General features: G+C 53.2%; 18 protein-coding genes. 9 read left to right on the top strand and 9 right to left on the bottom strand.

Annotated features, from left to right (window positions below):
* Window positions 1-297: 297 nt before the first annotated feature.
* On the top strand, window positions 298-3,867 hold the full coding sequence (locus CRP01_RS05360) for a VCBS repeat-containing protein (RefSeq protein WP_099148982.1): 3,570 nt from the start codon (window positions 298-300) through the stop codon (window positions 3,865-3,867).
* Window positions 3,868-4,637: 770 nt separating this feature from the next.
* Here the strand turns inward: CRP01_RS05360 and CRP01_RS05355 are convergent.
* Window positions 4,638-4,949, bottom strand: a complete 312-nt coding sequence (locus tag CRP01_RS05355) for a hypothetical protein (protein WP_099148981.1) — start codon at window positions 4,947-4,949, stop codon at window positions 4,638-4,640.
* A 191-nt stretch (window positions 4,950-5,140) separates the two neighbouring features.
* Here CRP01_RS05355 and CRP01_RS05350 point away from each other — a divergent pair, with 191 nt between their 5' ends.
* The 6 genes from CRP01_RS05350 to CRP01_RS05325 all read left to right on the top strand — a co-directional run bounded on the left by CRP01_RS05350 (window position 5,141) and on the right by CRP01_RS05325 (window position 13,661).
* Entirely contained in the window at window positions 5,141-6,862 is a 1,722-nt protein-coding gene (locus CRP01_RS05350) for a CHAT domain-containing protein (protein WP_099148980.1), read from the top strand.
* Window positions 6,863-6,950: 88 nt separating this feature from the next.
* The gene (locus CRP01_RS05345; protein ID WP_099148979.1) at window positions 6,951-8,831 is read left to right on the top strand and encodes an ATP-binding protein; all 1,881 of its coding nucleotides are present in this window, start codon (window positions 6,951-6,953) and stop codon (window positions 8,829-8,831) included.
* Between the two features lie 50 nt (window positions 8,832-8,881).
* Window positions 8,882-11,248, top strand: coding sequence for a WD40 repeat domain-containing protein (locus CRP01_RS05340; RefSeq protein ID WP_099148978.1), 2,367 nt, complete (start codon window positions 8,882-8,884; stop codon window positions 11,246-11,248).
* A gap of 15 nt (window positions 11,249-11,263) precedes the next feature.
* A complete protein-coding gene (locus CRP01_RS05335; RefSeq protein ID WP_099148977.1) occupies window positions 11,264-12,364 on the top strand; it encodes a hypothetical protein in 1,101 nt (366 codons plus the stop codon).
* A gap of 172 nt (window positions 12,365-12,536) precedes the next feature.
* Window positions 12,537-13,382 (top strand): S24 family peptidase, encoded by an 846-nt coding sequence (locus CRP01_RS05330; RefSeq protein ID WP_099148976.1) that lies wholly within the window; start codon window positions 12,537-12,539, stop codon window positions 13,380-13,382.
* 57 nt (window positions 13,383-13,439) lie between these two features.
* Window positions 13,440-13,661 (top strand): hypothetical protein, encoded by a 222-nt coding sequence (locus tag CRP01_RS05325; protein ID WP_099148975.1) that lies wholly within the window; start codon window positions 13,440-13,442, stop codon window positions 13,659-13,661.
* Window positions 13,662-13,679: 18 nt separating this feature from the next.
* Here CRP01_RS05325 and CRP01_RS05320 read toward each other — a convergent pair whose 3' ends face one another.
* Window positions 13,680-14,066, bottom strand: a complete 387-nt coding sequence (locus CRP01_RS05320) for a DUF423 domain-containing protein (protein WP_099148974.1) — start codon at window positions 14,064-14,066, stop codon at window positions 13,680-13,682.
* Between the two features lie 92 nt (window positions 14,067-14,158).
* Here CRP01_RS05320 and CRP01_RS05315 point away from each other — a divergent pair, with 92 nt between their 5' ends.
* Complete coding sequence (locus CRP01_RS05315; RefSeq protein ID WP_099148973.1) at window positions 14,159-16,762, top strand: DUF3352 domain-containing protein; 2,604 nt, start codon at window positions 14,159-14,161, stop codon at window positions 16,760-16,762.
* Window positions 16,763-16,795: 33 nt separating this feature from the next.
* Here CRP01_RS05315 and CRP01_RS05310 read toward each other — a convergent pair whose 3' ends face one another.
* From CRP01_RS05310 to CRP01_RS05295, 4 genes are all read right to left on the bottom strand, one after another.
* Window positions 16,796-17,518: a DUF502 domain-containing protein gene (locus tag CRP01_RS05310; protein WP_099148972.1), complete on the bottom strand. Its 723-nt coding sequence runs from the start codon at window positions 17,516-17,518 to the stop codon at window positions 16,796-16,798.
* A gap of 205 nt (window positions 17,519-17,723) precedes the next feature.
* Entirely contained in the window at window positions 17,724-19,460 is a 1,737-nt protein-coding gene (locus CRP01_RS05305) for an MBOAT family O-acyltransferase (RefSeq protein ID WP_099148971.1), read from the bottom strand.
* On the bottom strand, window positions 19,447-20,979 hold the full coding sequence (locus CRP01_RS05300) for a LysM peptidoglycan-binding domain-containing protein (RefSeq protein ID WP_099148970.1): 1,533 nt from the start codon (window positions 20,977-20,979) through the stop codon (window positions 19,447-19,449). The genes CRP01_RS05305 and CRP01_RS05300 overlap by 14 nt, the downstream gene beginning before the upstream one ends.
* An 11-nt stretch (window positions 20,980-20,990) precedes the next feature.
* Window positions 20,991-22,448 (bottom strand): SGNH/GDSL hydrolase family protein, encoded by a 1,458-nt coding sequence (locus CRP01_RS05295; RefSeq protein WP_170110236.1) that lies wholly within the window; start codon window positions 22,446-22,448, stop codon window positions 20,991-20,993.
* Window positions 22,449-22,693: 245 nt separating this feature from the next.
* Between CRP01_RS05295 and CRP01_RS05285 the strand changes: the two genes are divergently transcribed.
* The gene (locus CRP01_RS05285) at window positions 22,694-24,178 is read left to right on the top strand and encodes an SLC13 family permease (RefSeq protein WP_099148967.1); all 1,485 of its coding nucleotides are present in this window, start codon (window positions 22,694-22,696) and stop codon (window positions 24,176-24,178) included.
* A gap of 9 nt (window positions 24,179-24,187) precedes the next feature.
* Here the strand turns inward: CRP01_RS05285 and CRP01_RS05280 are convergent, their stop codons facing one another.
* The 3 genes from CRP01_RS05280 to CRP01_RS05270 form a co-directional block, all read right to left on the bottom strand.
* The gene (locus CRP01_RS05280; protein ID WP_099149162.1) at window positions 24,188-24,925 is read right to left on the bottom strand and encodes an acetolactate decarboxylase; all 738 of its coding nucleotides are present in this window, start codon (window positions 24,923-24,925) and stop codon (window positions 24,188-24,190) included.
* Window positions 24,926-24,929: 4 nt separating this feature from the next.
* Window positions 24,930-25,481 (bottom strand): hypothetical protein, encoded by a 552-nt coding sequence (locus tag CRP01_RS05275; RefSeq protein WP_099148966.1) that lies wholly within the window; start codon window positions 25,479-25,481, stop codon window positions 24,930-24,932.
* 108 nt (window positions 25,482-25,589) lie between these two features.
* Window positions 25,590-26,285, bottom strand: coding sequence for a TIGR04283 family arsenosugar biosynthesis glycosyltransferase (locus CRP01_RS05270; protein WP_170110235.1), 696 nt, complete (start codon window positions 26,283-26,285; stop codon window positions 25,590-25,592).
* Between the last annotated feature and the right edge of the window lie 103 nt (window positions 26,286-26,388).

The raw sequence follows: 26,388 nt of genomic DNA, 5'->3' as shown, positions 1-26,388 counted from the left end.
CGGGGGCAATTACCTGGTAGATCCGAAGACAATCCGAAAATCTGGACGATTTTTTTGCGACGAAAACGCTTTAATTCTTGGCGAGTTGAAGGGAAAGCCACTAATTTTGTAGCGCTTCTCAAGTAAAGTTAGATCAGCAAAGCATTCAAATACAAACTGCTTCTTACACGAAAGGAAAAAGAGAATATGTTCGCTTAAGTAGACGTATTTACGGTCTTATTCGATCTATAGAGTAAGATCAGCCAGGTAGATTACGGTTTTGGATCGTAGTCTGCTGACTAAACTATAAACAATCCAATGAAATACATACATTCTTACGCATTCCTGCTATTGGTCGGAATTGTTCTGAGCTCGTGTCAGGAGCGGGAGGGGACTTATTTTGAACTGTTGTCCCCCGAAAAGACCGGGGTGCAGTTTGTCAATGAGATCACCGAAAACGATACCCTCAATATTCTTGAAAGTGAATTTGTGTACAACGGCGCCGGGGTGGCGGTCGGAGACCTGAACGGCGACGGCCTCGAAGATCTTTTTTTCGCCGGTAATCAGGTCGACAATCACCTGTACATCAATAAAGGTGAACTCAAATTCACGGATGTCAGTACAGCGGCCGGCATTCAAAAACCGAATTCGCAGCTATGGTCCTCCGGCGTGAACATCCTGGATATCAATCTGGATGGGAAACAGGACATCTACGTATGCAATACGCTGCAGAAAGATTCCAGCCTGCGTCATAATCTGCTCTATGTCAATCAGGGCAACGACGGCAATGGAAACCCGACTTTTACCGAAATGGGTAAAGCCTACGGCATTGATGATCCCAGCCACTCCTCCCACGCCCAGTTCTTTGATTACGATAACGACGGCGACCTAGATCTTTTTGTGGGGGTGAATCTCATTGAGGAACGGTATCCCAACGAATTTGGCCCCCTTGTGGTCGACGGCAGCAATCCCAACCGGGATAAGCTCTTTCAAAACAACTGGGACGAAACGCTCGGTCATCCGGTTTTCACCGATGTCTCTCTACAGGCCGGGCTGCTCCAGGACGGCTATAGCCACAGTACCCTCATTTATGACTTCAACGAGGACGGATGGCAGGATATTTACGTGGCCAACGATTACCAGAGTAACGATCTGATCTTCATCAACAACCAGGACGGTACCTTCACCAACCAGGCCGGCAAGATCTTCAAACACTTTTCCCTTTCCGCGATGGGCAGCGATGTGGCCGATATCAATAACGACGGGGCGGCGGATATCTTCGTCACCGAAATGCAGCCTTACTACAACAAACGGAAAAAGCTCTTCCAGGGAGGCAGCAATTACCAGAACACCATTCTGACGGAGCGCTATGGCTACAACTATCAGTACCCGCGCAATACCCTGCAACTGAATCGGGGCACCAATCCCGAAACCGGCCTGCCGGTCTTCAGCGATGTGGGTATGTTCGCCCACGTGCAGGAAACGGACTGGAGCTGGGCCACCCTGTTCGCCGATTTTGACAATGACGGCTGGAAAGACCTCTACGTGGCCAACGGTTTCCCCAAAGACGTAACGGACCGGGATTTCTCGGACTTTCGGGCCTTTGCCGGTAAACTGGTAGCGCAGGAAGAATTACTGGCCGCCATCCCGGAAGTAAAATCTCCGAACTTTCTTTTCCGCAATACCGGCAAGCTCAATTTTGAAGACGTGACCGGTGACTGGGGCCTCAAAGTCCCTTCCTTTTCCAACGGCGCAGCTTACGTCGATCTGGATCAGGATGGCGATCTGGATCTGGTAACCAACAATATCGACGACCCGGCTTTTATTTTTGAGAACAAAAGCAATTCACCGAACCACTACCTACGCATTAAATTGCGGGGGGCGGCAAAAAATCCGGATGCTTTCGGGGCATCGGCTACAATCACTACCGGAGAGCAGCGCCAGAAATTGCATCTGCTTTCGGGGCGCGGTTATCTGTCCAAAACGGAAAATACGCTGCATTTCGGACTGGGAGAGCAGTCATCCGTAGACGCACTGGTGGTAACCTGGCCGGACGGCAAGGAAACCCGGATGGAAAACGTGGCGGCGGATCAGGTGCTCACCCTGGATCACGCCGATGCCCGGGAGCCGTCCGCTACGCCGGCAGCGACAAGTCCGGCCGTATTTAAGAGTGTGGCGGGAACGCATAACCTGCGATACAAAGACGATTCTTTTGATTTTATCGATTTCAATTTCCAGCGGACCATTCCCCATAAGTTTTCCCAGTACGGTAGTTCTATGGCCGTGGGCGATGTAAATGGCGATGGCCTGAATGATGTCTTTTTCGCCGGGAGCGGCGGCCGCAGCCAGACGCTCTACCTACAGGGGGGCGATGGCCGGTTCATTGCCCAAAAGATGAGTCTGAAAACGGATCCCGAGCAAAAAGAGGAAGATACGGCAACCCTCTTGTTCGATGCCGACGGCGACGGGGATCTGGATCTGTATATCGTCCGCGGTAGCGCCCAGTTTAAAGCGGGTAATCCGCTCTACCAGGATGCACTTTATCTCAACGACGGTACCGGCGCATTTACACTGGCGGAGGGCGCACTGCCCGAAATGTATGCCAACGGCTCTTGCGTAAAAGCAGCGGATATAGATGCCGACGGGGATCTGGACCTGTTTGTAGGCAGCCGGGTGCTGCCCAGTTCCTACCCGCTGCCGGACCGCAGTTACCTGCTCCGCAACGATACGGAAGGGGGCAACGTGACGTTTACGGATGTGACCGAAGAATACTGCGCCGCACTGGTGGAACCGGGCCTGATCAGCGATGCCCTCTGGACGGACTTTAACAACGACCAGCAACCGGATCTCATACTGGCCGGGGAGTGGATGCCGATCCGGCTCTTCCGCAATGAAGGCGGTAAGTTTACCGAAGTTACCGAAGGAAGCGGTCTCGCTGCGCAAACCGGCTGGTGGAACAGCCTGGCTGCCGCCGACCTGGATCAGGACGGAGATATGGATTACATCGCCGGTAATTTTGGAGAGAACATCTACTATCAGTGTACCTCGGATGAACCCATCCGGGTGTACGGCAAGGACCTGGATAAAAACGGCACCATCGATCCGCTGATCTCCTGTTACTGGCAGGATTCGCTGGGGGATCGCTACGAATACCTCTACCACCCGCGGGCCGATCTGGTCAAGCAGTTCGTCGGTATCCGTAAGAAATATAATACCCACGGCGAATACGGAGAGGCGACCGTACCGGAGATGTTCAGCGATGAGGAACTGGCGGACGCCCTTATTCTGAACGCCAAATGGATGAAAACCTCGGTGATCGAGAATCTGGGTAACGGCCAGTTCGCCATGCGGGAGTTGCCGGTAGAAGCACAGCTGGCCCCGATCTACGGTATACTGACCAAAGATGTGAATAATGACGGATTGAGCGATATTCTACTGGTGGGCAATGACCACGGTATGGAAGTGCAACAGGGACGGGCCGATGCATTTGGCGGCCTCGTACTGCTCAATCAGGGATCCTTCGGCTTCCGGCCGTTGAGTATCGCCGAATCGCATTTTGCCGTTATGGGGGAAGCCCGCGGACTCGTCAGTCTGCCTACGGCTACCGGGGAGGAATTGATCCTCGCTTCCCAGCACCGGGATTCCCTGAAGGTGTTTGCTTACAATACGGCACCCAATCAATCGCTGGTGTCTCTACAGCCGAACGAAGTAAAGGCCGTATACCATTTGAAGAACGGACAGACCCAGGTAGCGGAATTTTACTACGGAGACAGTTTTATGTCCCAGAAAGGCCGCTATGTCGCTAAAACCGACCAGATGCAGCGGATTGAACTGCTGGATGGTAAAGGGGAAGTGAGCCGGGTGATCGAGGCCGGTACCCTCCAATAAAAACAGCACCGGTTGCAGGTTTCTTTTCAACCTGCAACCGGTAATTTCCCGCCTGTTCCAATTTTCCAACGAACAGATCTCATGCGAATTGGGCGTTTAATCTGGAGCGAATGTGCCTTTTGGCACAAACCGAAGGTAGCGAAATGACCATTTCCCGGCTTAGCGGGCTGTAGGTACGCCATGTAAAACCTTATGGTAATCAAACCTGAATTACTGGCTAGACTCTAAGCTCGACTTTAGCATTTTAAGCAGCTCTATAAATGAGAGCTATCAAATGCTCAGTAAAGTCATTATTTAATTTATGCACATCCGGGTTTAAAGCGGATGTTTGAAAATACATTGGAGCTCAGGTTTGCCTTCGAACCTGGGGAGTAGCATCCGAAAAAGTCGGATATCTCCAGGGCTACGCCCTTCACCGATCTGATTCAAACCACAGCCCTATAAATATTGCAGGGCGATGCCCTTATAATCCTCAGCGGCGTAGCTGCGGAAATATTTGTAGATCCATCATGTATTTTGCAGCGAAGGGCGTAGCCCTGGCCATTAGATTGCCAAGAATGTACCTTTTTCTTCATTATTGATTGAACCCAATGTCAAAATGCTAAAGTCGAGCTAAGAGACTGTTTGAAAACTTCTGCTGCCGGAGAAAAACCCGGATTTTGGCGTCAATTGAAAGCTATTTTTCACTGCATAGCCCAGCTACGGAGTTAAAAATAGGTGCAAAGTGGGGGCCCGTACGGGTAACCCAGTGAGAGGTTTTCAAACAGTCTCTAAGTCGCATTTACCGTGAGTTTGTTGGACCAGAAAGCCGCGTAGGGGCGGCGGCTGCCTTTTCGGAAATATTCCAGTTTGGCCTGCAGGGTGTAGAGTCCCCGGTAGGGGACCCGGTAGTCATTCCAGTTCAGGCCGGTACTGGCGGTCCAGTTGCCTAAATTATGCTCACTGTACCAGGTATAAACCAGTTGGGAATCGGCGGCGGGGGCCATGGGGAGGTTGCCGGCGAGGGCGGCATGTACTTTGTTTTGGGCGCTGAGTCCGGCCGGGAAATCGGGGCCGTTTTCAACCGCAATGTTAAAGATCATAATAGGTATTTTGGGTATTAAAAGTACTTACCCGGCTAATTTAACAAAAAGTCTACAAAATCCGGTGCGTAACTTTATTGTGAAAACTTAGTACAAGCTCAAAGAACGATTTTCAGAACTGTAACGTTTTCAATAAATAATTTTAATATATTCAGCAAAAAGTTGATATTCCCGGATTTACTGCTCCGAGCATGAGACCTCCTGTAATCTTTTTAGCATTTGCCAATGATCAAGATGCCCACCTGCCTCTGCTGGAAGCGGAGCGTAAGGCCATTAAGGGGCATCTGATCCCATTGGCCAGCCAGCAGTATTTCCAGTTATTCGATGAATCGACTACTTCCCGGGAGGATCTTATCCGTTATTTATCCGAATTTAACGACCGGGTCGTGCTTTTCCACTACGCCGGACACGCGGATAGTGACCAGATCATCCTGACCAATGGCGGCGCGGATGCCGGTGGTGTTGCTCAGGCGCTCGCCCTACAGGATAACCTCAAGCTGGTCTTCCTCAACGGATGCTCCACTTACGAGCAGGTAAAAGCCCTTTTAGCACAAGGTGTTGACGCGGTGATCGCCACCCGGGTGCCCATTGGTGACGGATCGGCAATGGAATTCGCCGACGTATTTTATAAGTCATTGACCACACAACATACGCTGGAAGAAGCCTTTCGGATGGCGGCCGCCAATTACCTGATGGAAAAAGGGGAAAACGTCGGCATTTACCGGGGGCAGGGGCTGGAAGGACAGGAGGAAACGGAAGAACTCCCCTGGGGGCTCTACACCGCAGATGAAGCTGCCGAAACACTCAGCTGGAAACTACCGCGGGAATCCGCCGCTTCCCTCATTGTGCGGGGCGCAGGATTCCGATACCAGACGGGGACGGTTAATCAGAAGATTATTGAAACGCTGGCCAATTCCATCGCACCCTATTCGGAAGCAGTCCGGGACCTGATCGAAAATGCCCGTCGCCGGGACCGGTCACCCAAAATACGCGACCTGCGGGTAGCGGTGATCGATTCTTTCCCGACGCCTCTTGGCACGCACCTGCGAAAGCTGCTGCTTTCCGAAGAGATCAGTACGGAGCGGCTGCGGCGGATCGTGAATGTGTACCGCGTTTCCGCGGAATTGCTCGCCTACACTTTACTTTCCCAGGTGTGGGATGCGCTGCAGGAGAATCCGGATCTCCGGATCCCGGAAGATCAGTTGGTGCATTTACAGGCTTTTCTGAATCTGGATGCTGCCCAGGCGCAGACCTATGATTTCGTGCAACTGATCCGGGCCCTGGGCGATGTGTACGAGACACTGAAGATCCCTTATTTCATTAAGGAATTTTCGGATCTCAGAACCGCTTTTTACCAGGATGAATCGCTGCAGAAAGCCTACCAGTTCCTGGAAGAAATGCGGGCAGAACTGAGGGCCACCATCACGGCCGACGAAATTGAGAGCTTTTGTGTGCAGGCCGAAGATCACCTCTGCGAACTATTCAAACATCTGGGTTTCAGTGCAAAATACAAATTGGTGACCATCAAGTCGATCGAGGTGGAAAAGCGCCGGTTTGAGCCGCCGTCCTACCGGCACAACATGGTGATCCTGGATCGGATCACCGCCGCATTCGGGGTGTTGGATGAGGTGCTGAATTTTGATTCCCATACCGAAAATGACTCGGTAGTGCTGGTGCCGACCGAGGATACGCTGAGCCCTTTTCTCAACCTTTCCCCATTCATCGTGGATGAAAATGCCCTGTTGGGGCAGCAGAATTCCAAAGTTTTTTTCTACCGCTATAGCAATGACGGGAATTTGTACTACCAGTTGACGGACAACCTTAAAGATATATTGATTGTTGGTGATGACCGCTATCCGCAGATCAAAAGGCTGATGGATGATTTTCGGCGGCTGATCCTCCAGGCGGGTTAAAGTGTTTTAATTTGTAAGATGCCCGGCTTTTATGGGGCCCCAAAGCCAATCTGAGCCCGGGTATCGCCACACACTCAAGAGGTAAAGTATGGAAAACAAAGGATCTCCATTTAAATTTCTGGATGCCTACCAGCAGGAGGATAAGGATATCTTCTTTGGCCGGGAGACGGAGGTGGAGACTTTGTACCGGATGACCTACCATACCAACCTGATACTGCTGTACGGTATGTCCGGGACCGGCAAGACGAGTATCATCAACTGCGGACTGGCGAATAGCTTTGATTCGAGCGACTGGTTCGAGATCTACATCAGGCGGCAGGAAGACATCAACGATGCGCTCGTCCGGGAGCTCCGGGCCAAAGATCTGTCCAAATCCTTTGAAAAAGACTTCACGCTTCCCCAGATGGTGGAATCGCTGTATAAGGATTTTTTGCGACCGGTCTATCTGATCTTTGATCAGTTTGAGGAGTTGTTTATTCTGGGGAGTGAGGCGGAACAGGAGGAACTTGCCCGTCATCTCAAAGATATTCTGGCGGCCGATCTGCCCTGTAAGATCATCATTTCGATGCGGGAGGAATATCTGGCCCGCCTGTCGGTATTTGAAAAGATCGTACCCCGCATTTTCGATAAGCGATTGCGGATCGAACCGATGACCCGGGCCAACGCCCGCCGGGTGATCCTGCAGACGGCACAGAACCCCCGCTTCAATATTACGCTTTGCTACGACAGCATTGCCGACGATATTATCAATAATGTAACCCAGGGTACCGGTTGGGTCCAATTGGCCTACCTGCAGGTCTTTCTGGATAAGATGTACCGGCTGGCGGCCGAAGACGATCCGGATAACATCTATTTTGATGAAGACCTGGTAAAAAGGGTAGGGGGCATTGAAGATGTACTGGGCGATTTCCTGGAAGAACAACTCGATGTATTCGGCCGGGATGTGGATCGCCGGGACATGGGGATCCGCTGGTTGAAGTTATTCGTATCGGATAAAGGCACCAAGGTGCCCATTAAATTCCGGGAGATCCTGGAAATGATGCCGGAAATGAGTGAGGCACGGATCAATATTTATCTGGAGTTCTTTGTGAATCGTCGCATCCTGCGTCCGCTGGAGAACGAGCAGTTCGAACTGGCCCACGATAGCCTGGCCAATAAGATCTTTGATAAGCGGCCAAAGGGCATTTCGATGCCCCGGGAATTGCCCGAGTATCCACTGCCGGATAATCCCTTCGTCGGTTTTGAACCTTATACCAAGGAAATGGCCGCTTTGTTCTTTGGACGCCGGAAGGAGATTCAGGAACTGTTCGATAAGGTGGTCAACGAACTTTCCTCGCGGACGACCCTGGTGCTCGGTCCCATGGGAGTTGGTAAAACCTCGCTCATCCGTGCCGGCCTCTGGCCGCGTCTGGAGCCGCTGATGAAGGTGCAGTATCTGCGCGTTAGCCGGGAATTTATCGACAGCACACTGGTGCAAAATATGCTGAACTTCGAGCCCCAGGCCGGTGAAGTGCCCGTACTGTTGCGGATCGCTTTTCAGTGGGAAAAGAAAATGCCCGATCGCACGGAGCGCAAGGTGATCATTCTCGATCAGTTTGAAGAGTTCTACATCTGGGTGCAGGATCCCACGCGGCTTTTACATTTGAGCCTGCACCTGGCCTATTTGCTGGACGCCCGGCAGAATACGGACCTTATCCTGGTGGTCCGGGATGAATTCTTCTCGCAGCTCCAGGAACTGGAAGTATTCGTACCCAATATTCTGGAAGAACAGGTACGCATCCGGCACGTCGATAAAAAGACGGCGGCGGACATCATTGTCCAGTCGGCGGAAAAGGCCGATCTTGTTATCGATAATGACCAGGTCATCGACAAGATTATTCAGAATGTGAGCGAGGAGGATGGAAAAGTGAATCTTACATACCTGCAGCTCTATATGGATCGTTTATATAAGGCAGCGCACGATAGTTGACCAATGGCTGCGTTGCCGGCAACAGCTTGAAATTTTGATCTAAAGTATATATGCCAAAAGTAATCAATACCGAATTGCTCGATCAGCTCGGCCGCCCCAATGAGATGGTGGACGAGATGCTGGACCGGCAGATCGAGACCTTGGAGACTCAGTTGGGCCTGCGGGCCAAAGGGGTGGGGAACCGGGTATTGAGTATGTTTTTGGTAAACGGCACGCGTGTACAGCTCAGCGAGTCGTCCATTCAGCGTGAGTTGCAGCGCCAGATCCAGCTGGATCCGGCCACGACCACCCGCATCATCAAAGAGTTGGGCGATGCCGGTATCCTGCGGATCACTTCGGCGGGCCGCTACGAGATCGCTAACAGCTTTCTGGCCCGGCGGGCATTTCAGAAAGTAGAGTCGGAAAACCGGGTACTGCGGACGATCCGGGCCACCATCCAGGACCGGATGAGCCGGGAGGAACTGCTGGACCGGCAATATCTGAACTACATCGATACTTCTCTGCCGCTGATTGACCTCACCCCGGAGGAAACGGCCTTTATTCAGCGCTCCCGGGAAAATGTACGTCGCCGCCGCCGCCGGATCAACTGGATAGTTGCCGGGGCTTTTTTGCTGGTATTAGCGATGGCCGTCAATACCTATTTCAACTACCAGTCGGCGCAAAGCAACAATGAAGAATTCCAGCAGGCCAACGAAGAACTAAACAAATCGCGGGCCGAGGAACGACGGCTGCGCGAAGAAGCGCAGGAGGCCCTGGAGCAGGCCCGGGAAGCCAAAGAAGCGGCCGATGCCGCGCGCGAAGAAGCGGAGGAGGCCCAGGAAAGTGCAGAGATCAGCGCTCTGGAGGCCGAACAACAGCGTGTACTGGCCGATTCGCTGCGGCAGGAAGCCGTACAGGACCGCAACCGCATTCTGGCCCAGGCCGAAAAACTCCAGGAATTGACGGAGCAGGCCCAACGCGATGCCAACCGCAACAAAGCGCTGCGGGAACAGGCTGAAGCCAGCGAAAAACTGGCGCAGGACGCCCTGGATCGCTCCGAAACGCTCAACCGGATCATCACCTCCTGGAATGCAGCTTCGCGCGCCCTGCAGATCGAAGATGCGCGGATCAAGACCCTGGTGACGCTGGAAGCCTATAAACTCAATCGAGATAACCCCGCCGTGGGGGATGTCTATCACCCCAATATTGTCCGGGCGCTGCTGGATGCTGCGTCCTCTTTCGATGAAGACCTGGAATTCGATATTGCCACCGCCCACGACGGAGCGGTGCGGGATATCGTGCTGCATCCCGACGGGAACCAATTCTTTACAACGGGTAGCGACGGTCAGATCCGCCAGTGGCGTATCCAATCGTGGAACAGCCTGGGCGTACCCGAGCTGGCAAGTCCCCGAAATTTCGATGCGCAGCCCGATGTCGTTTACAATCAACTTTCCGTCAGCGCCGACGGAAAACGCCTGCTTGCGGCCGGCGAAAGCCGGGATTTCCACGTATTCCACGCTCCTGACGGCGCATCGGTTGGGTCCGTTCCGGTAGAACCACAGGATGAGATCTTTACTTCCGGATTTGCGAATTCCGGAGATTTCCTGGCAGCGGGACTGGATCATTTTTTTCGCTATGATGCTGCGGGCCGTAACCTGGAAAGTTTTCCGAAAAACCGCTCAAACAAAAGCCTGATCATAAAGGACAAGAACGGCACCTCTGTTTTCAGCGTGCAGGGACAATACCAGGAGTTTGCCTACGAATTGCTGATCGACTCGCTCGGTGACGGGAAGGTGGGCCGCCAGGAGATCAATTTTTACGGTACGCCCAAAGAAGTGGACTACGGTGCCGTGGCCAAAGTGGATTACGGTCAGCTGAACGATAGTGTCGCCTTGCTGGTGATCGGCTTTACGAGCGGGCGGGTAATGTTTATCGAAACAAACGCCAATGGAGATCATTTTCTTCCCCGCAGCGCGGATGCGCGGAAAGACTTTAAACCCCACCAGGCCGCGATCTCCGATTTTGCCTTCAGCAATGATGGGAAGAAGCTGGCGATGGCCAGCTACGACGGTACTGTATCCGTATGGGATCTGGAACGCTATGCGGACCCGTCCTACCAGCCGGTGGTCTTTGACCGGCATCCGACCTGGGTACTTTCGGTGACTTTTGCCAAATCCGACGAATACATCATTACCGGTTGCCAGGACGGTAGTTTGCACTTTTGGAACGTTCGCCCTGTCGATTACGCGGAGTTTTTGTGTGAAGAACTGGAAGCTACGGGTAATGCCGCACTGCAACAGCAACGCAAACTGGAAAGTATCAGTCGTAAATCCGGTCTGATCCGGGCTTTCGATGAACTCTCCAATGAAGATTACCGCCGTTATTTTGGAGAAGGCACTACCCGGCGCATCACCCGTTCTATCCGGGTGTGTAACTGACGATCGATCTGTACCATGAAAAAGACCCACCTCAACCTGTTGGTATTACTTAGTTTTTTGACGGTTCCATTGCTGGGGCAGCGGGAAGACTGTACTGAAAACCTACTGCGGGCCCACCGCCTGTACGAACAGGGGCGCCTGTACGAGGTAATTAGTACCCTGGAACGGTGTGCGGCCGACGAATCCATATCCCGCCCCGTACGCCGGGAGATACTGTCGCTGTTGCAGGAAACCCACCTTTTTCTGGATAATGATAAAATGGCCGATAGTATTCATCTGAAGCTGTTGCGCCTGGATCCGTTCTTTAAACAGAATACCGATATCCCCGAGGTGAAATATCTCGTAGATCAGTACGAGACCTACCCGATCGCGACCTATGGTGTCCGCCTGGGCATTTATACCATCACCCGTCCCATCATCGAGCAGGAATTCCTGGCTTTTTCCGAGCTGGATATACAGGACCTGAATTATAAAAGACGGAATGACGATCTGTACGGCTGGACGGTACATGCCGATCTCAGTTTTAATCTATTCAAATCCAGCGTAGAGATCACTACCGGGATCGGTATTTCAAATATCTACCTGCGTCGCAATTACCAGTTGGGAAATGCCCGTCTGCCCGGTGGGGAGGCACAGGCCCCGGCATCCCTTACCTTTCTGGAGCGTTTGCGATCTACCCAGCTTCCGTTTTTGCTGCAGATCAACGCCGTTCCCCGGAGTGAGATCATCCACTCGCGTTTTATTCCCTACTTTTTTGTGGGCGGAGCGCCGGAGTATCTTATCAAGCACGCGGCCCAGGCGATCGGCCCGGAGATCGATTTTCCGGGAGATGCGGACGACCGCTCCGCCAGCCTGATCGGGATCGGCGATCAGCGGAAGCGCTTTAATTTTTCGCTGCTCGCGGGAGCCGGCGGAAAGTTTCGCTTCAAGCGGACGTATGTATCCTTCGATGTACGATACCACCGCCTGATGCAGAAAGTGACGAGCAACTCGGAGCGCTTTACGAATGATGCGCTGCTCAATACTTTCAACTACGCGGATAATGACTTTAAATTGCACAGCGTGAATTGCAGTATCGGGGTGGGCCTGTTCCTTTTTCGATCCAAACGCCGATAGAGGATAAGAGGATACTCCTTTCCCGCGATCTGTAACCGAATACCGTGCATCGGACACCCCGATCGCAGAGAATGTCACTTTTTTGGTATAAATTATCGCGACTTGTTGATATTTATTGAGTGGCATTGTTTACTTTTGTTTAAGGAGGTTCACCCGCTACTAAGTACCACGTATGAAGAGCATTGTAACTCAGCGTTTTATAAACTGCCATGACAAACTGAAAGAAGAAAACCGCATCCGCTCGAGTCGGCAGTTTGCGATCTCACTCGATTATTTACCCCAAAGTTTAAGCGAAATACTGAAAGGTCGGCGGGATGTAACCATTGAGTTGATCCGCAAGGCAGTGGAAGAATACCAGCTGAACCCGGTGTACCTCTATACGGGAGAAGGCCCCATGTTTATGACCGAAGAGGATCATAAAAGTTTTCGGGTGCTCACCATTGTGACCAACGCCCAGGAGGACGAGCGGATCGTGCACGTGCCGGTACCGGCCCAGGCCGGATATGCCGGAGAACAGGTAGATCCTACCTTCATTCAGGACCTTCCCACTTTTACCCTTCCCGATTACAAATACAAAGTCGGCACCCATCGTTCCTTTGACGTTTCGGGGGATAGTATGGAACCCACCCTGTTCGAAGGGGACAAGGTGATCTGTAGTTTTCTGGAACCCACTCTTTGGGAATCCGCCATCAAGGATAACTATGTCTACGTGATCATTACACGGGCGGATGTGATGGTCAAACGGGTGAATAATCTCCTGCGTTCCGAAAAACAGCTGGAGATCCTTTCTGATAATGCCTTCTACGAACCCAACCGGATCGACCTCGGAGATATCCGGGAGGTCTGGTACGTCCGGGCTAAGATCAGCCCCTTTCTGCCTTCGCCCCAGAATATCCGCAATTATTTGCTGGATGAGATCCGGGAGCTGAAGCAAACCATCGCAGCTCAGGGTAAACTGCTCTCCAATTTGAATGACTCCGTCGAAAAAATAATGGACAACGGCCAGAAAAAGGATTAACTTATCGACTGGTACCCGGTGGTCCGGTGTACATTTTCAATCAGAATTATAAATTTTATGAAAATAAAAGGAAAGGTCGTTTACCAGAACCTGGAAATGGGTTTCTGGGGAATAGTAGATGCAAAAGGCAACCAATGGCGACCGGTAAAAATGCCGGAACAGCTCAAACACGACGGCAAAGAAGTTGAAATAAAAGCCAAAAAAGTGGAGGAAGACATGTCCTTCATCATGTGGGGAACGCCCATAGAGATCGTTTCTTTCGAAACCCTGGGGCCCTAAATACCGGCCCCAGATCGCTTAATCTCTGTTCACGCCCACTAATACCAACACCCATCCAATAATAAAGGCAACGCCACCCAGTGGGGTTACGGGCCCCAACCAGCCGACCGGCCAGCTCAGCAGATCCCGGATAGACAGTACGTAAAGCGATCCGGAGAAAAGCACGATGCCGATCATAAAGGCAACGCCGGCCTTGGGGATCATCCGGTTTTCCGGGGAAGATTTCGCCCAGAGTCCCAGAAATAACAGTGCGAATGCGTGGTAAAACTGGTACCGCACGCCGGTGTGAAAGATCTCCAACCTTTCCGGGCTCAGGGCCTCCTTCAGTCCGTGGGCGCCAAATGCTCCCAATGCCACTGCTGCCATTGCCAAAATCGCTCCCCAGGCCATCCAATTCTTAGCCATATCCTTTTTTTGTTAAAAGCTTAAATTTACCACTCAGAAGTGGTTTTTCTCGATTCGTCGCTTCATTTTTGTGTCATCAAATATCAGGTATTTTGCAGCGGAAGCTTATTTACACCATCGGCATTTTAGGATTCCTGGGATTAGCGGTCTGGGCGCTCGATCGCTGGTCGATATTTCCCATTCTCCCCGCAGCTGCCACGGATATCGTTCCGAGCGAAGCCAGCGTGGTCGTGACGCTTTCCGGGATGGAAAGCGGACTGATGCTGGGCGACGGGGCGGAGGAAAATGCCTGGCAGCGCTCCATAAGCTTATTACCCGGACTGGACGAAGACCTGCGGAATATCAACAGCCTTATCGATACGTTATTTCCTTCCCGTACCGCCATCGACCGGGCGGATGGCCTCGTCAGTATCGTACCGGTTGGCAACGGCCGGGTAGCCGGCACCTGGATCTTCGATCTGCGAAATATGGGTGGGAACCTGGAACCCGAGGAGTGGCTGAGGGCGAAACGCCTCAGATTTCAGTCCTCCAGTTTTCGCGGACAATTGGTGTACACCATAGATCTGGGGGATGGGGATAAAGTGGCCCTTAGCAAATTCCGCAATCTGTTGATCCTGGCCAAGTTGCCGTTTCAGGTAGAAGCAGCCCTGGCCACGGAAGGGAATACTGACCACTGGATAGACGAATTACTGCCCTCCGAAAACCCGGATGCCCTTTGCTCGGTCTATCTGCATCCCCGCAACTGGAAGGACCTGATCGATCAGTTGTTCACCCCGGCCGGCCGGCCCGTCGCCTATACCTGGTCGGATTGGCTGGAACGTTGCCGGATCGATGTATTTCCGGAGCAGGACGGGTACCGGCTCGAAGGAAACAGCCTGTCCGACGGGGAATGGCTCGATAACCAGGTGCCTCCGGCTGCTCTGGAGAGCGATCTCTGGGGCATGCTCCCGGCTAATACGGCCGGTATCCGGGCCCTGAATGTAGGGGATCCCTTGACTTATTTCCGACTTCACCATTCCGGTAGCGTTAGACGTTTCCAGCGGTTCTTTTTACCCTGGATACAGGGCCCTTTACTGGAGCTTACCCTGCGGCCATTTAATGCACAAATGGAGGAAAGACAGCTTTATTTCTTTGGGTTCACGGATCAGACTTCCGTCCGGGAAGCGCTGAACGAGTGGATGGAGGAGGTAGGCGTCTTGCAAACGGAAGATTATCAGGGGTTTCAGTTGACTCAGGTTTACGAAAACGAGAGCCTCTTCCCATTTTCGGACGAGAGCTGGGACAATCCCTGGTGGACGATCGTCGGCAATTACGTCGTACTGGCTACGAACCAAAACTCCCTGGAAAGCTGGGTGGATCAATACGTGGTTGGTAATGCCCTACCGCTAACCGAGACGGTCCGGCAGATAACCCTGTCGGAATCCGGGGGGCAGTTCGCCTTTTTTCTCGACTGGAAACAGTGGCGAACGGGCTGGCAATACCTGGTTGAGAACGGCGACTGGGCCCGCACTTTGCCGGCATTGGGCCAACTGGCTTTACGGGTGAAAACGGAAGGCCGTCGTGGTAAGATCTCGGGATTGTGGCGTCCGGGAGCCGAACTGCAGGAGGCCGGTGATCTGAGCTGGCGGCAGGTTTTGTCCAATCGGGTGGCCGCCGGCCCCTGGCTGGTCAGGGAGGCCGCGGGAAAACCCCAGATCGCCGCCCAGGATGCGACGAATCGTCTTTATCTGCTGGATGAAGCCGGGCGGATAAAATGGCAGCAGACCCTGGATGGAAAAATACTTTCCCCCATAAAAACCCTGCAGGTCGGCAATGTGCCCGCCCTGACTTTCAATACCGCCAACGCGATTCACCTGGTAGATATGGATGGGAAACCAATTTCTCCCTTTCCCCTGGAATTGCGTAATCCTACGGCTTTACCGCAAACGGTGATCGACTTTAGCGATGATCGCAATTATAATTTCTTTGCGGTTTCCACGGATGGATGTGTCTACGGGTATGAGCTGAATGGGGGAGCGGTGCCCGGCTGGAACCCCTTGTGTCAGCTCGGAGAGATCACCCAGCCGCTGCTGCATTTCCAGCACGATAATAAAGACTACCTCGCGCTGCGAAATACCAATGGGACCTTGCGCGCCTTCGCGCGTGACGGAAGTCCGCGACTGCTGGGCGATTTCCCTCCGGGACCAGCCCATTCCTCCCTACAGTACCAGTTGCTGGCCGGTAGGGAGCGCATTGTCAGCTGTACGGATAGTGGTGTGGTGGAGGTATTGCCGCTGATCGGAGATCCGATCCAGATCCGGTTGCCCGTTGGGAATAACCTGGGCGTGCGGATGATCTATGAAGATTTCCGGGGCGATGATCGCAAGGATTATTTGTTGAGTTCCGGCAATGCCCTGGCCTTGCATACTTACAATGACCGTGGTCTGGTCCGGCAGTTCGAAAGAAGCTTTCCGCAAAAGGTCGACCGTATATTTAAGGTGGATCAACCCGGGAAAGATGCATCGCAGATCGGCCTGCTCCTGGAGAGCAGCGGAAAGATCTATCTGCTTTCTCCGGAGGGAGAGGTCGTCAACGGTTTCCCGCTGGCGGGAAGTACTTCCTTTTTTATCGTGGATCTTTTTCAGGCGGGCGAGCCCCACCTGATCGTCGGTTATCAGGATGAAATACTGGCGTACCGGATGGCCGCCTTACAGTAAATGATGGAGTAGAAGTCGGTTTGGATATTCCGTTTAGGTCATTTGCGGATCGGGCGCCGGCCCGCCGTACACATCGTGATCCCGACGTTCTTGCATTTCCTCTTCCATTCTTTTCTTTTTAATGCGATCCAGGTCGGCATTGCTGAGCATGGTCTTCGTACCGGTACCCACAGCAATGATGGAACGCATGGCATCTTCCGAACGCGCTTCGATAAAATCGAGCTGGTGGCGCTTAACGTGGAATACAAAACCGTTGGTCGGGTTGGGACCGGTCGGCACAAAAATGGAGTACATATCGTTCGGTAGTTCGTCGGTAATGAAGCCGACCATACGCGTATCGTTACCGAATACATCGGCCATAACGACCTGGCTGAATGGGCGTTTCTTGCCCGTAAACTGATTGACCGTTTCCCGGATGGTGGAATACATCGGGATCATCTCCAGATATTTTCGCTCGAAATATTTCAACTTGGCTTTCCCCCGGGGCATTTGCACGATCAGGCCGATGATGAAAAACACCAGGGTGATGATCATTACGGCCATCAGATCCGCGGTCCATTTGGGAGTAGCTTCACTTACCCGCAACAGATTGCTCAGTGGCGAAATGATGTTCATTAAAAAGTTGAGCGCAAAGCGCATCAGGATGATGAAGATAGAGATAGGCAGGATGACAAAGAGTCCGCCCAGTACAGTTGTAAGGAAGAATTTACCGAGCTTTTGTAAAAAGCTGCGTTTTTGTGGATCACCTTGTTCCATTAGGTAAGTTTAGGTTCTAACTGTACAACACCATGCTTTTGAACAGGTTCACTGGAAAAAATAAGAACAACGCTAATTTTTTACCTGCAAGCCGATAATATACTTCCCGGAGCAGTTCAAGGCAACATTTCATACTAAATTGGGGGCTATTCCCCAACGCCATATGTGTGGAAAGGGAAGTCGCAGATACGCTTAGGATAACCGTTTAGAATTGAAAATAAATGAAGGGTACCACCTCCGCGCTGGCGGTTTGAATAACGATCCAGATCACCAGAAAAAGAACGAAAGCCTGGGCTACCGACGGCATCCGGACGAAAAGGCGCTCTACTCCGAGGTCCCATTTGCGGGGAAGGAAATGCAGCAGAAAACCCAGCGCGATGAGGCCGACCACCGCACTGTAGCCCCGAACGATCTCTCCGGCGAGTTCCCAGTTGAGACCGCTGCCGATTTGACCGAGCATGGCATAGGTGATCTCCGTCGGGCTCAGCGTATTTGCTGCCGCGCCGGAACGGAAAAATATCCAGCAAAGACAGACAAAATGGAAAACGAGCAGCACACTGATACTCCTGCTCCAGCGCTGGCCATCCTTACCCGATAGCGCCCGCAGGAAGTAATCTCCCAGCAGGGCCAGCAGCATACTGCCCAGCCAGATGAAAAAGAGGTTCCGGTTGGCCCCGCTCATTTGCTGGTACGTGTACACGTCGATCTGGTCGCCGGACCAGCGCCAGTACAATACCGCCTGGATGATGAAAAGGACCAGCAGCCATACACCTCCGATCCGGACAATGGTCTTCTGCCACCAGCCTTTTTTATTCGAAAGGAACCGGTCGATGGCCAGCGCCATGCCGTGCAGCCCACCCCAGATCACAAACACCCAGCTCGCCCCGTGCCAGAGGCCACCGAGCAACATAGTGATCATCAGGTTGATGTAGGTCCGGAAACTGCCCTTGCGATTGCCACCGAGGGAGATGTAGAGATAATCGCGCAGCCAGCTCGACAGTGAAATGTGCCAACGCCTCCAGAAACCCTGAATGCTGTCGGATTGGTAAGGCGTACGGAAGTTCTCCGGCAACTGAAAGCCCATGAGCAGAGCCAGACCGATGGCCATATCGGAATAGCCCGAGAAATCGCAGTAGATCTGGATGGCGTAACCGTAACTGGCCAGCAGGTTTTCCAGGCCGGAATAAAGCCCCGGATTGTCAAAGACCCGGTCCACAAAATTGACGCTGATGTAATCGGAAATAACCGCTTTCTTGAACAAGCCCCCGATGATCAGCAGGAATGCCTGCCCCATTTGCTCCCGGCTCAGACTCAGTGGTTGCCGGATCTGGGGTAAAAAGTCTGCGGCCCGCACGATGGGACCGGCGACGAGTTGGGGAAAGAAACTCACAAAAAAGGCAAAATCGATTAGCGCCCTGCCGCCCGCCTGCCAGCTTTCCAGTCCGGCACTGAGCGATTGGATCTTTCGGCGGTAGATGTCAATGGTGTAGCTCAGTACCTGAAAAGTGTAGAAGGATATCCCCACGGGTAGGAAAATGCGCTGGAAATCCCAGGCGTTGCCCGTGAGCTGATTGGCCGTATCAATGAAGAAATTGGTATACTTGAAATAGGCCAGAATGCCCAGGTTGAAGAGTACGCTCACCGTCATCCAGAGCTTGCGCCGCCAGGGTTCTTCGCGGATTTCGAGCAAATGGCCCAGACCGAAATTGACGACCGTAGACAGGAGCAGTAACCAGAAATAGACACCGCTGGAGAGGTAATAAAAGTAAACGGAAAACAGGAACAGATAAGCCGTGCGGGCAAAGGTGCGTTTGCGAAGGAGCAGAAAAAAGCCGTACGCCACCAGGAAGAATATAAAAAAACGCGCACTGTTGAACAGTAACGGTTGCGATGGATCATAGGTGAAAAACTGCCAAATGCTGCTCCAGTCAATACTCCCCATATGCCTGCATTAGTGCTTTAAATAGTAACTCGCCCTGCAATTCGTAGCCCACCTTGGTAAAATGCAGATAATCCCGGCCCGTCAATTGAGCGGAGCGCCACTGTCGGATGGAACCGGCACCGCCCATTACATCGAAAAGGTCCCAGACCGCGAAATTGTGCCATCCGGCAGCTTCCGTGATGATCTCTCCCGCCACCTTGATGGCCGGATTTTCGTAACGTCTGCGCCGCAGGGCATCTCCGGGTGTAGTAAGCAGGACCGACGTACTTGCCGGCAGGCCCTGCAGCCTATTGGCGAAAGCCTCCACCTGTTCGGAAAAACCATTAGGCTGAAAATTGGAAATGGCCGTTTCGTTGGTACCGAGCGATACAATGATCAGATCCGGTTCCAGAGCCGGCAACTGCTCCCAGAATTCCGGAGCTTCGTTATAATGGTAATACGTTACCCCGTTCACGCCGATAGCGTGGTAGAGCAGACCGTTCCGTTCGCGGTTCTCCAGGGAGATCCCGTACAATCGTGTACTCCCGGTATTGCCGTCCGTCCGCCGGGCGCGCATCAACAGGCGCCGGGTGAGGCTATCCAGTTCTACGGTGGCCCATTGGGAACGGGAAGTACCGCTTTCCCACTTGAGCATGTGCTGAACTTCGAACAGTTGTTTGTCGTAATCACTGGCGGTGGAATTCCCGTTGCCAACGATCAGTTTCTGGCCAGGTTTGATCATACTGCCCCGGAGGTTATTCCATTGCTGCAGCCGCCGAACGCTGGTGCCGTGCCGCAGGGCCAGACCGTACAGCGTATCACCGCTGCGTACGGTATGGTAGACTTTCGGAGGCGCAGCTACCGCTACGGCCTCGGTATCCGAGAAATGTCCGATGCTCCAGTTGAGGGCGCCTTCTCCCGCAATGCTGAACAGTTTGATCTGATTGAAAGCATAGTCGATAATGGTATCGTTGCGGACCTGCAGGTCCAGCCAGATCTGTTTACCGCTGGCCTGTACGGTCAGGCCGGAAATGCCTACCGGGATGTGTTTTTGCTGGAAAGTTGAACGCCGGGACTCCCAGATCTGGTTGCTACCCGAGCGCAGATCGGTCGGACTGTTGGTGCCCGCCAGTGCGTAGGGAAACACCAGCCCCCGACCCGCCGAACCGAACAGTTCCTGCAGCCGAATACGGAGGTAACCCGTCCACCAGTCGGCCTGAATGTGGGAATCTCCGATGTGCACGATATTCAGTCGTTCCCTTTCCCCACGTTCCAGTTCTTTCAGCTTTTGAAAGAAGGGAGCCAGGGGCGCCGCGTTGATCAGGGTATCCGCGGCCATGTTCAGGAAGGGATACTCCTGGAGGGCGACCGTATCCAATCGTCCGTTGTTGCGAATAGCCGAAAATGCGGATTCCGGTAAAACGGATCTCTCTGAAGTAGCTGCCTCCATTTCCGGTACAGATCGATCTCCTGCCTGTTCCATATCAGGGTAGAACATCAGCAACCAGATCCAACTCCATTTTATACCGGTCCAGGTCATGCTAATCGTATTTATTGTTGTTGGTCAAAATCTTTGAGTAAATACCGCAGCAGCATTTTTCCGGCGGCATGAGCGCCCGGGAAGCTGAGGTGAGTATAGTCCAGATTGGCCCAGCGGGGTTCTTTGTTATCGGCCCAGTCGATGATCGTTCCGCTGCCGCCCATCGCTTCGTAAAAGCTAAAGAAACCGATCTTATGCTGTTCGGCCACCTCCCGCATGACCTGGGTAACCAGGGGAACGCTGGGGTCGGCAACTACTTCCGCCTCTTCCTTAATGCCCCGGTCGGTGGGTCCGATCAGGAGGATACTGGCGTTGGGAAAGGATTGCTTAATGTGTCTGACCGTACGGTTGATCTCACTTTTATACCAACTGAAATCTTCCAGCTCCGGCGCCAGTGCATTCAGGCCAAACTGGAGGATCACCAACTCGTAGTCGAGCAAAGAGTCAAAATTATTGTAGCGGTAATAGGGCACCTGCAGGAGGCGACCCCCGGAATTACCCCTGGAGGGAATATTATCCACGATCACACCCTGACTACTTTCCAGACTGATCCCGAAAAGCGGCTGACTGTAGGGAACGTCAAAAGTCAGACTCAACTGACGTACGGTACTGTCCAGCAACCAGAGCTGATTGACGGTGGCCTTTCCATTGAGCTCGAAATGCGCTTTCCGGTCTCCGGCGGCAATGTCTAGCGATCCGGAGGGGGCGGTATGGCCCGTCGAATCCGGAATGGGCGCCGAATAGAACAGGCGCGCCCGGGGGACCATGCGCAAACCGGAAAACAGATTCACGCCGCGGTACGTCACCCAGAAATCCTCCTCTTCGGAGGGATCATCTTCCGGTTCTTCGGCGATCAGCAGCGAATCCTTGTTGAGCAGGGTACTGTCAACGGTCAGGCTGTCTTCTGCCTGGGGCGGCTTTCCGGCCAGGAAATACCCGCCGAGTATCCCTAGGGGATATCCGGGCCAGTTTTTCTGTCCCAGCATACGCCGGTACCAATTGGTTGACGTATTGTGGCGAATGGACCGCCGAAAACCCCGAATGGGGCTGCTGATGGGGACCAAACCTACGCCGGAGCCTCCAAAACGTTGTTGGAGGCTGTCGCGCAGGGTCTGGCAGATCAGGTCTCCTTCGATGGCGGAGTCGCCAAAATAAGCGACCCGGATCTGCCCCTTACCGGATCGTAAAGCATCGTAAAAAGTTTCCAGGCCCGCTTTGCCGGCGTAGGCCGGCGGGGGTGGGGGAGGCGGTGGCGCTTTCACCGTGTCTTTGACGACCACAGATGTATCCACCTGGAGAGTGTCCACGGTCATTTCGGAGGAGTCCTGCAGGAAGCGCTGGAAGAAATTATAATTCCGGAAATGCTGCGATAATACACCGGATTGCCGGTGCAGCAAAGGGTATAACAGCAGGAACACCGCCGTCATCAATAATATTCCCCAGGCCGATCTAAACGAACTTCGCTCCATAAATTCCATTTCGGGCCCGTAAAGGTAATAGAGTCCTTACTAATTTCCAGTGTCCGGCTTTCTTTTTGCGGTAAATTTTCTACCTTTCTGACGGTCATTGCCCCCTCGGCACCGAACCGGTGAACGTAGCGGCAAACCGAACTAAAACCCGGGTTAAAACCCTGGTGGTCGATCATTGTAATCCGGTAGCGGGCAAAGTTCGAGGGCAATCCGGCGACTGGCCACCGGAACTAGAACTAACAAGTATGTCCATCAAACAACTGGGCCTCTGGGGCGGTCTGGCCCTCGTCCTGCTGATCATTTTACTGCCACCACCCGGCGGACTTTCCGTTCCGGCCTGGCGGGCGGCTGCGGTTACCCTGCTGATGACCGTCTGGTGGCTGACCGAAGCCATCCCGATCTACGCTACGGCTTTTGTCCCTCTGGTCCTTTTTCCTTTTCTGGGTATTGTCGATGCCAAAACTACCGCTGAAAATTACGGGCACCCCTACGTGCTGATGTTACTGGGTGGGTTCTTTATCGCCAAAGCGATTGAGGTGCACCATCTGCACAAGCGCATCGCCCTGCTGACCATCCGTCTGCTGGGTAATGATCGCCGCCGCTTGATCCTGAGCTTTATGATCGCGACGGCCTTTTTGTCCATGTGGATCGCCAATGTCGCGGTAACGCTGCTGATGCTGCCCATCGCACTGGCCATCATCGACAAAGAAGAACTATCCGGCCGAAAAGGGAATTACGGTCTGGCCCTGATGCTGGCCATCGCTTATTCGGCCAGTATCGGCGGGACGGCTACCCTGATCGGTACCCCGCCGAATATGGCCTTTGTCGGTATCCTGGAAAAGTTATTTCCGGAAGCGCCGCCCATCAGTTTTTTCGACTGGTTTAAAGTAGGCTTTCCCCTGGTGATCGTATTCATTCCCATCGTCTGGTGGTATATCGTCAAATACTTTTCGGTCGGCGGTGCGCTGAGCGGCAGTCAGGACGTGATCGAAACGGAGTTCCAGTCCCTGGGTAAGCTACAGGGGGGCGAAAAGCGGGTGCTGATCATTTTTGCGCTGACGGCTTTCGGCTGGATCTTTCGCCGGGATTTTGAACTGGGCGATTATACTGTTCCCGGTTGGGAAACCTGGATCGGCGCTCAGGGGAATACCCACGATGCCGTGGTGGCCATCTTCAGTGCCCTGATCCTGTTCATGTTGCCGGCGGAAGGCTGGAAAGGCGAACGCCTGCTGAACTGGGAACAGGCCCAGAGTGTACCCTGGGGTGTGGTCATGATCGTTGGTGGCGGATACGCTATCGCGGATGGATTTGCCCAGACCGGACTGGCCGAGTGGATCGGCGGCGAACTGGCCTTTATCAGTCAGTTCCCCACTTTCCTGGTGGTCCTCCTGGTCGTCGGACTGATGATCTTCCTGACCGAAGTGAACTCCAATACTGCTACGGCCAATATCTTCCTGCCGGTACTGGCCACCATGGGTGTAGCCGGCGGGGCGAATCCCTTACTGCTCATGATCCCGGCAACCTTTGCCTGTTCCTTTGCTTTCATGATGCCGTCGGGCACGGGCACGAATACGGTGATCTTCGCCAGCGGCCGGGTGACCATACCGCAAATGGCCCGCTGCGGCCTCTGGCTGAACGTGATCTTTATCTTTTTGCTGACCCTGATGCTGTACGTATTGGTGATCCCGGCTTTGGGGATTGACGGGGCGCTGCCGGTGTGGGCGCAGTAGGTCGCTTAGTTAGCTTGTGGGGAGGAAAAGCGTCATTCCTCCCGTGGCGATGCCCAATTCATCCAGATGCCCCATCTGCTGCCGATCCGCCGTGATCAGATGCAGGTGCATGTCCGAATCGTGGTGGGTGAAAACGCCGTGATGTTCGGTGGAATAAAAGCCGATAATATCTACGGTTTCGTTAGACAGCGGGTAATTGACCTGGCCCTGATGGGCTTCTTCCGGTGAACTTACCGCAGTGCCCGCGGGTAAATTTTGTATGTGGATCACCGCCTGTTTGATCCTGCCGTTCAACTTGAAAACAAAGGGCCGTTCCAATTGCCGGGTGTTTTCCTGAAGGTAGGCTTCCAACTGCTTCAGATTGGAGATGGAATCCGGCAGGGTAGTCTGAGCCCATTCCTCCCGGTGGGCGTAAACAAAAAAGGGCGCTTTCACCCCAAAGTCTTCCGTCACGGTCATCAAGGAATCATCGGTCACCCGGGAAACATAAGACTGGCCGTCGACTATTAAAAGTTCTCCGCTCAGGTATTCTACGGGGCCCAGTCCGTACAGGCCGGCCCGGGGCTGCAGGGTATCCAGATCGATGATGCCCGCCAGTTTGCCCTGGTGCATTACGGTGCGCATCGCCCCGGCGATCTGCACGCTGCCGGATGGCGTATCGGATGATTCGGCTTGTTGATTGGGAGACTGACAACTCCCGGCCAGGAGTAGGATAATAGCTAAAGGGATAAGGGATAAATGCTTCATTTTGTTAATCTTCTTTTCCAGCAAGGTATTCATCGTACATTTCAATTAATCGCTGTTCGCTGTTCATGACGTTGGACAAATGGATCGCAAACAGGCGCAGACTTTGGGGATCGTTACGATCCATATGCAGGTACAGAAAGTCCATGAGCTTGTTGAACTTGGCGTCCATCAGTAACTTGGACTCTTCGATACTACTCAACTGAGAAATGACCTGGTAATCGATTAGTTCGGTTTTACTGCCCACAAAAAATTTCCAAACGGTATTCCGGACGGTGGAGTATTTCAATCCATCGGTATCGATGAGGATCGCTTCGAGTGATTTCCCGCCCGAGTTTTGGTAGACGCCGATCGTATCCATCAGGTTTTCGTGGGTAGTTAGAGCGTTCTGGATGGAAGTCCGGTTCTCTTCAATCTCCTGATCAATGGCAGCAAACGCCCGGTCCAAAAACTGCTCATCCTCCGTACTTTCCTTCCAGTTGTTGATGAACAGAGCGATCAGGATCCCCAGAATGACCGGGACCATCTCGGTGAGGAGTTTCTTTAGTTTTTTCAACATGATGTTTGAGGCGTTCGGTTAGTGGTCAGGGCGTGGCGTTTACGGCCGATCCTTGCCAAAACCGGAAGGGGGCAACACCGGGCCTAAATTTAGCAAAAAAACTCCTGCCTACCGGGGCAGATCCCCGAGATCATGACCGCGGTACCAGATATTTAGCTTGCGGACCTCGACTCCCGAAAAATAACCCGCAACCACACCGGCATCCCGAAAAAATTCCCGGAAAGGGCTTCCCCGGTGATAACGCCGTGCCGAAGTGGTAACGGCTAGCGGGATCTTCAGGAATTTCCCCCGTTTCCGCAGCCGTAGCTGAAACTCCAGGTCCTCCAGGATGGGCAGATCAGCGTAGCCGCCTAGCTCGCGGAATATTTCGGCTCTCAAGAAGATCCCCTGATCCCCGAAAGTCCAGAAAGGACTATTGAAGCGCGTGAAAAAACTCAGGAGAAAATAGGGCCATTCCCGGCGGTCAAAAGCCATGCGGAAACTACCGCCAACGGCCTCCGGCCGGTGCAGGACCTGCTCCATCCGCAGGAGGCTATCTACGGGCACCCGCGTATCGGCGTGCAGGAACCAGAGTGTATCGCCGGTAGCCATATCGGCACCGGTATTCATCTGGGCCGCCCGTTCTGCTCGCGGCGAATGATGCAGCCGGACCTGCGGCCATGCCCGGAGGAGGCGCACCGTACCATCCGTACTGCCGCCATCCACAACAATGAGCTCGTACGATCCTTTTAATTCGGACAGGCACCGCAGGGTAGCGGTGATCTGCTGGGCTTCGTTGAGCGTAGGTATAATGATGCTGATCAAGGTATTGGATTTAAAAAGTCTTCCGGAGAGGCCTTTTCCGTCACCCCTCCGCTGTGGCCGAAGGATTAACAAGCGAGAACCCGGTACCGTTTTTGAATTCGGC

The organism is Flavilitoribacter nigricans DSM 23189 = NBRC 102662 (assembly GCF_002646595.1).
Classification (GTDB): Bacteria; Bacteroidota; Bacteroidia; order Chitinophagales; family Saprospiraceae; genus Flavilitoribacter; species Flavilitoribacter nigricans.
This window is presented reverse-complemented; position numbering and strand designations above follow the sequence as displayed.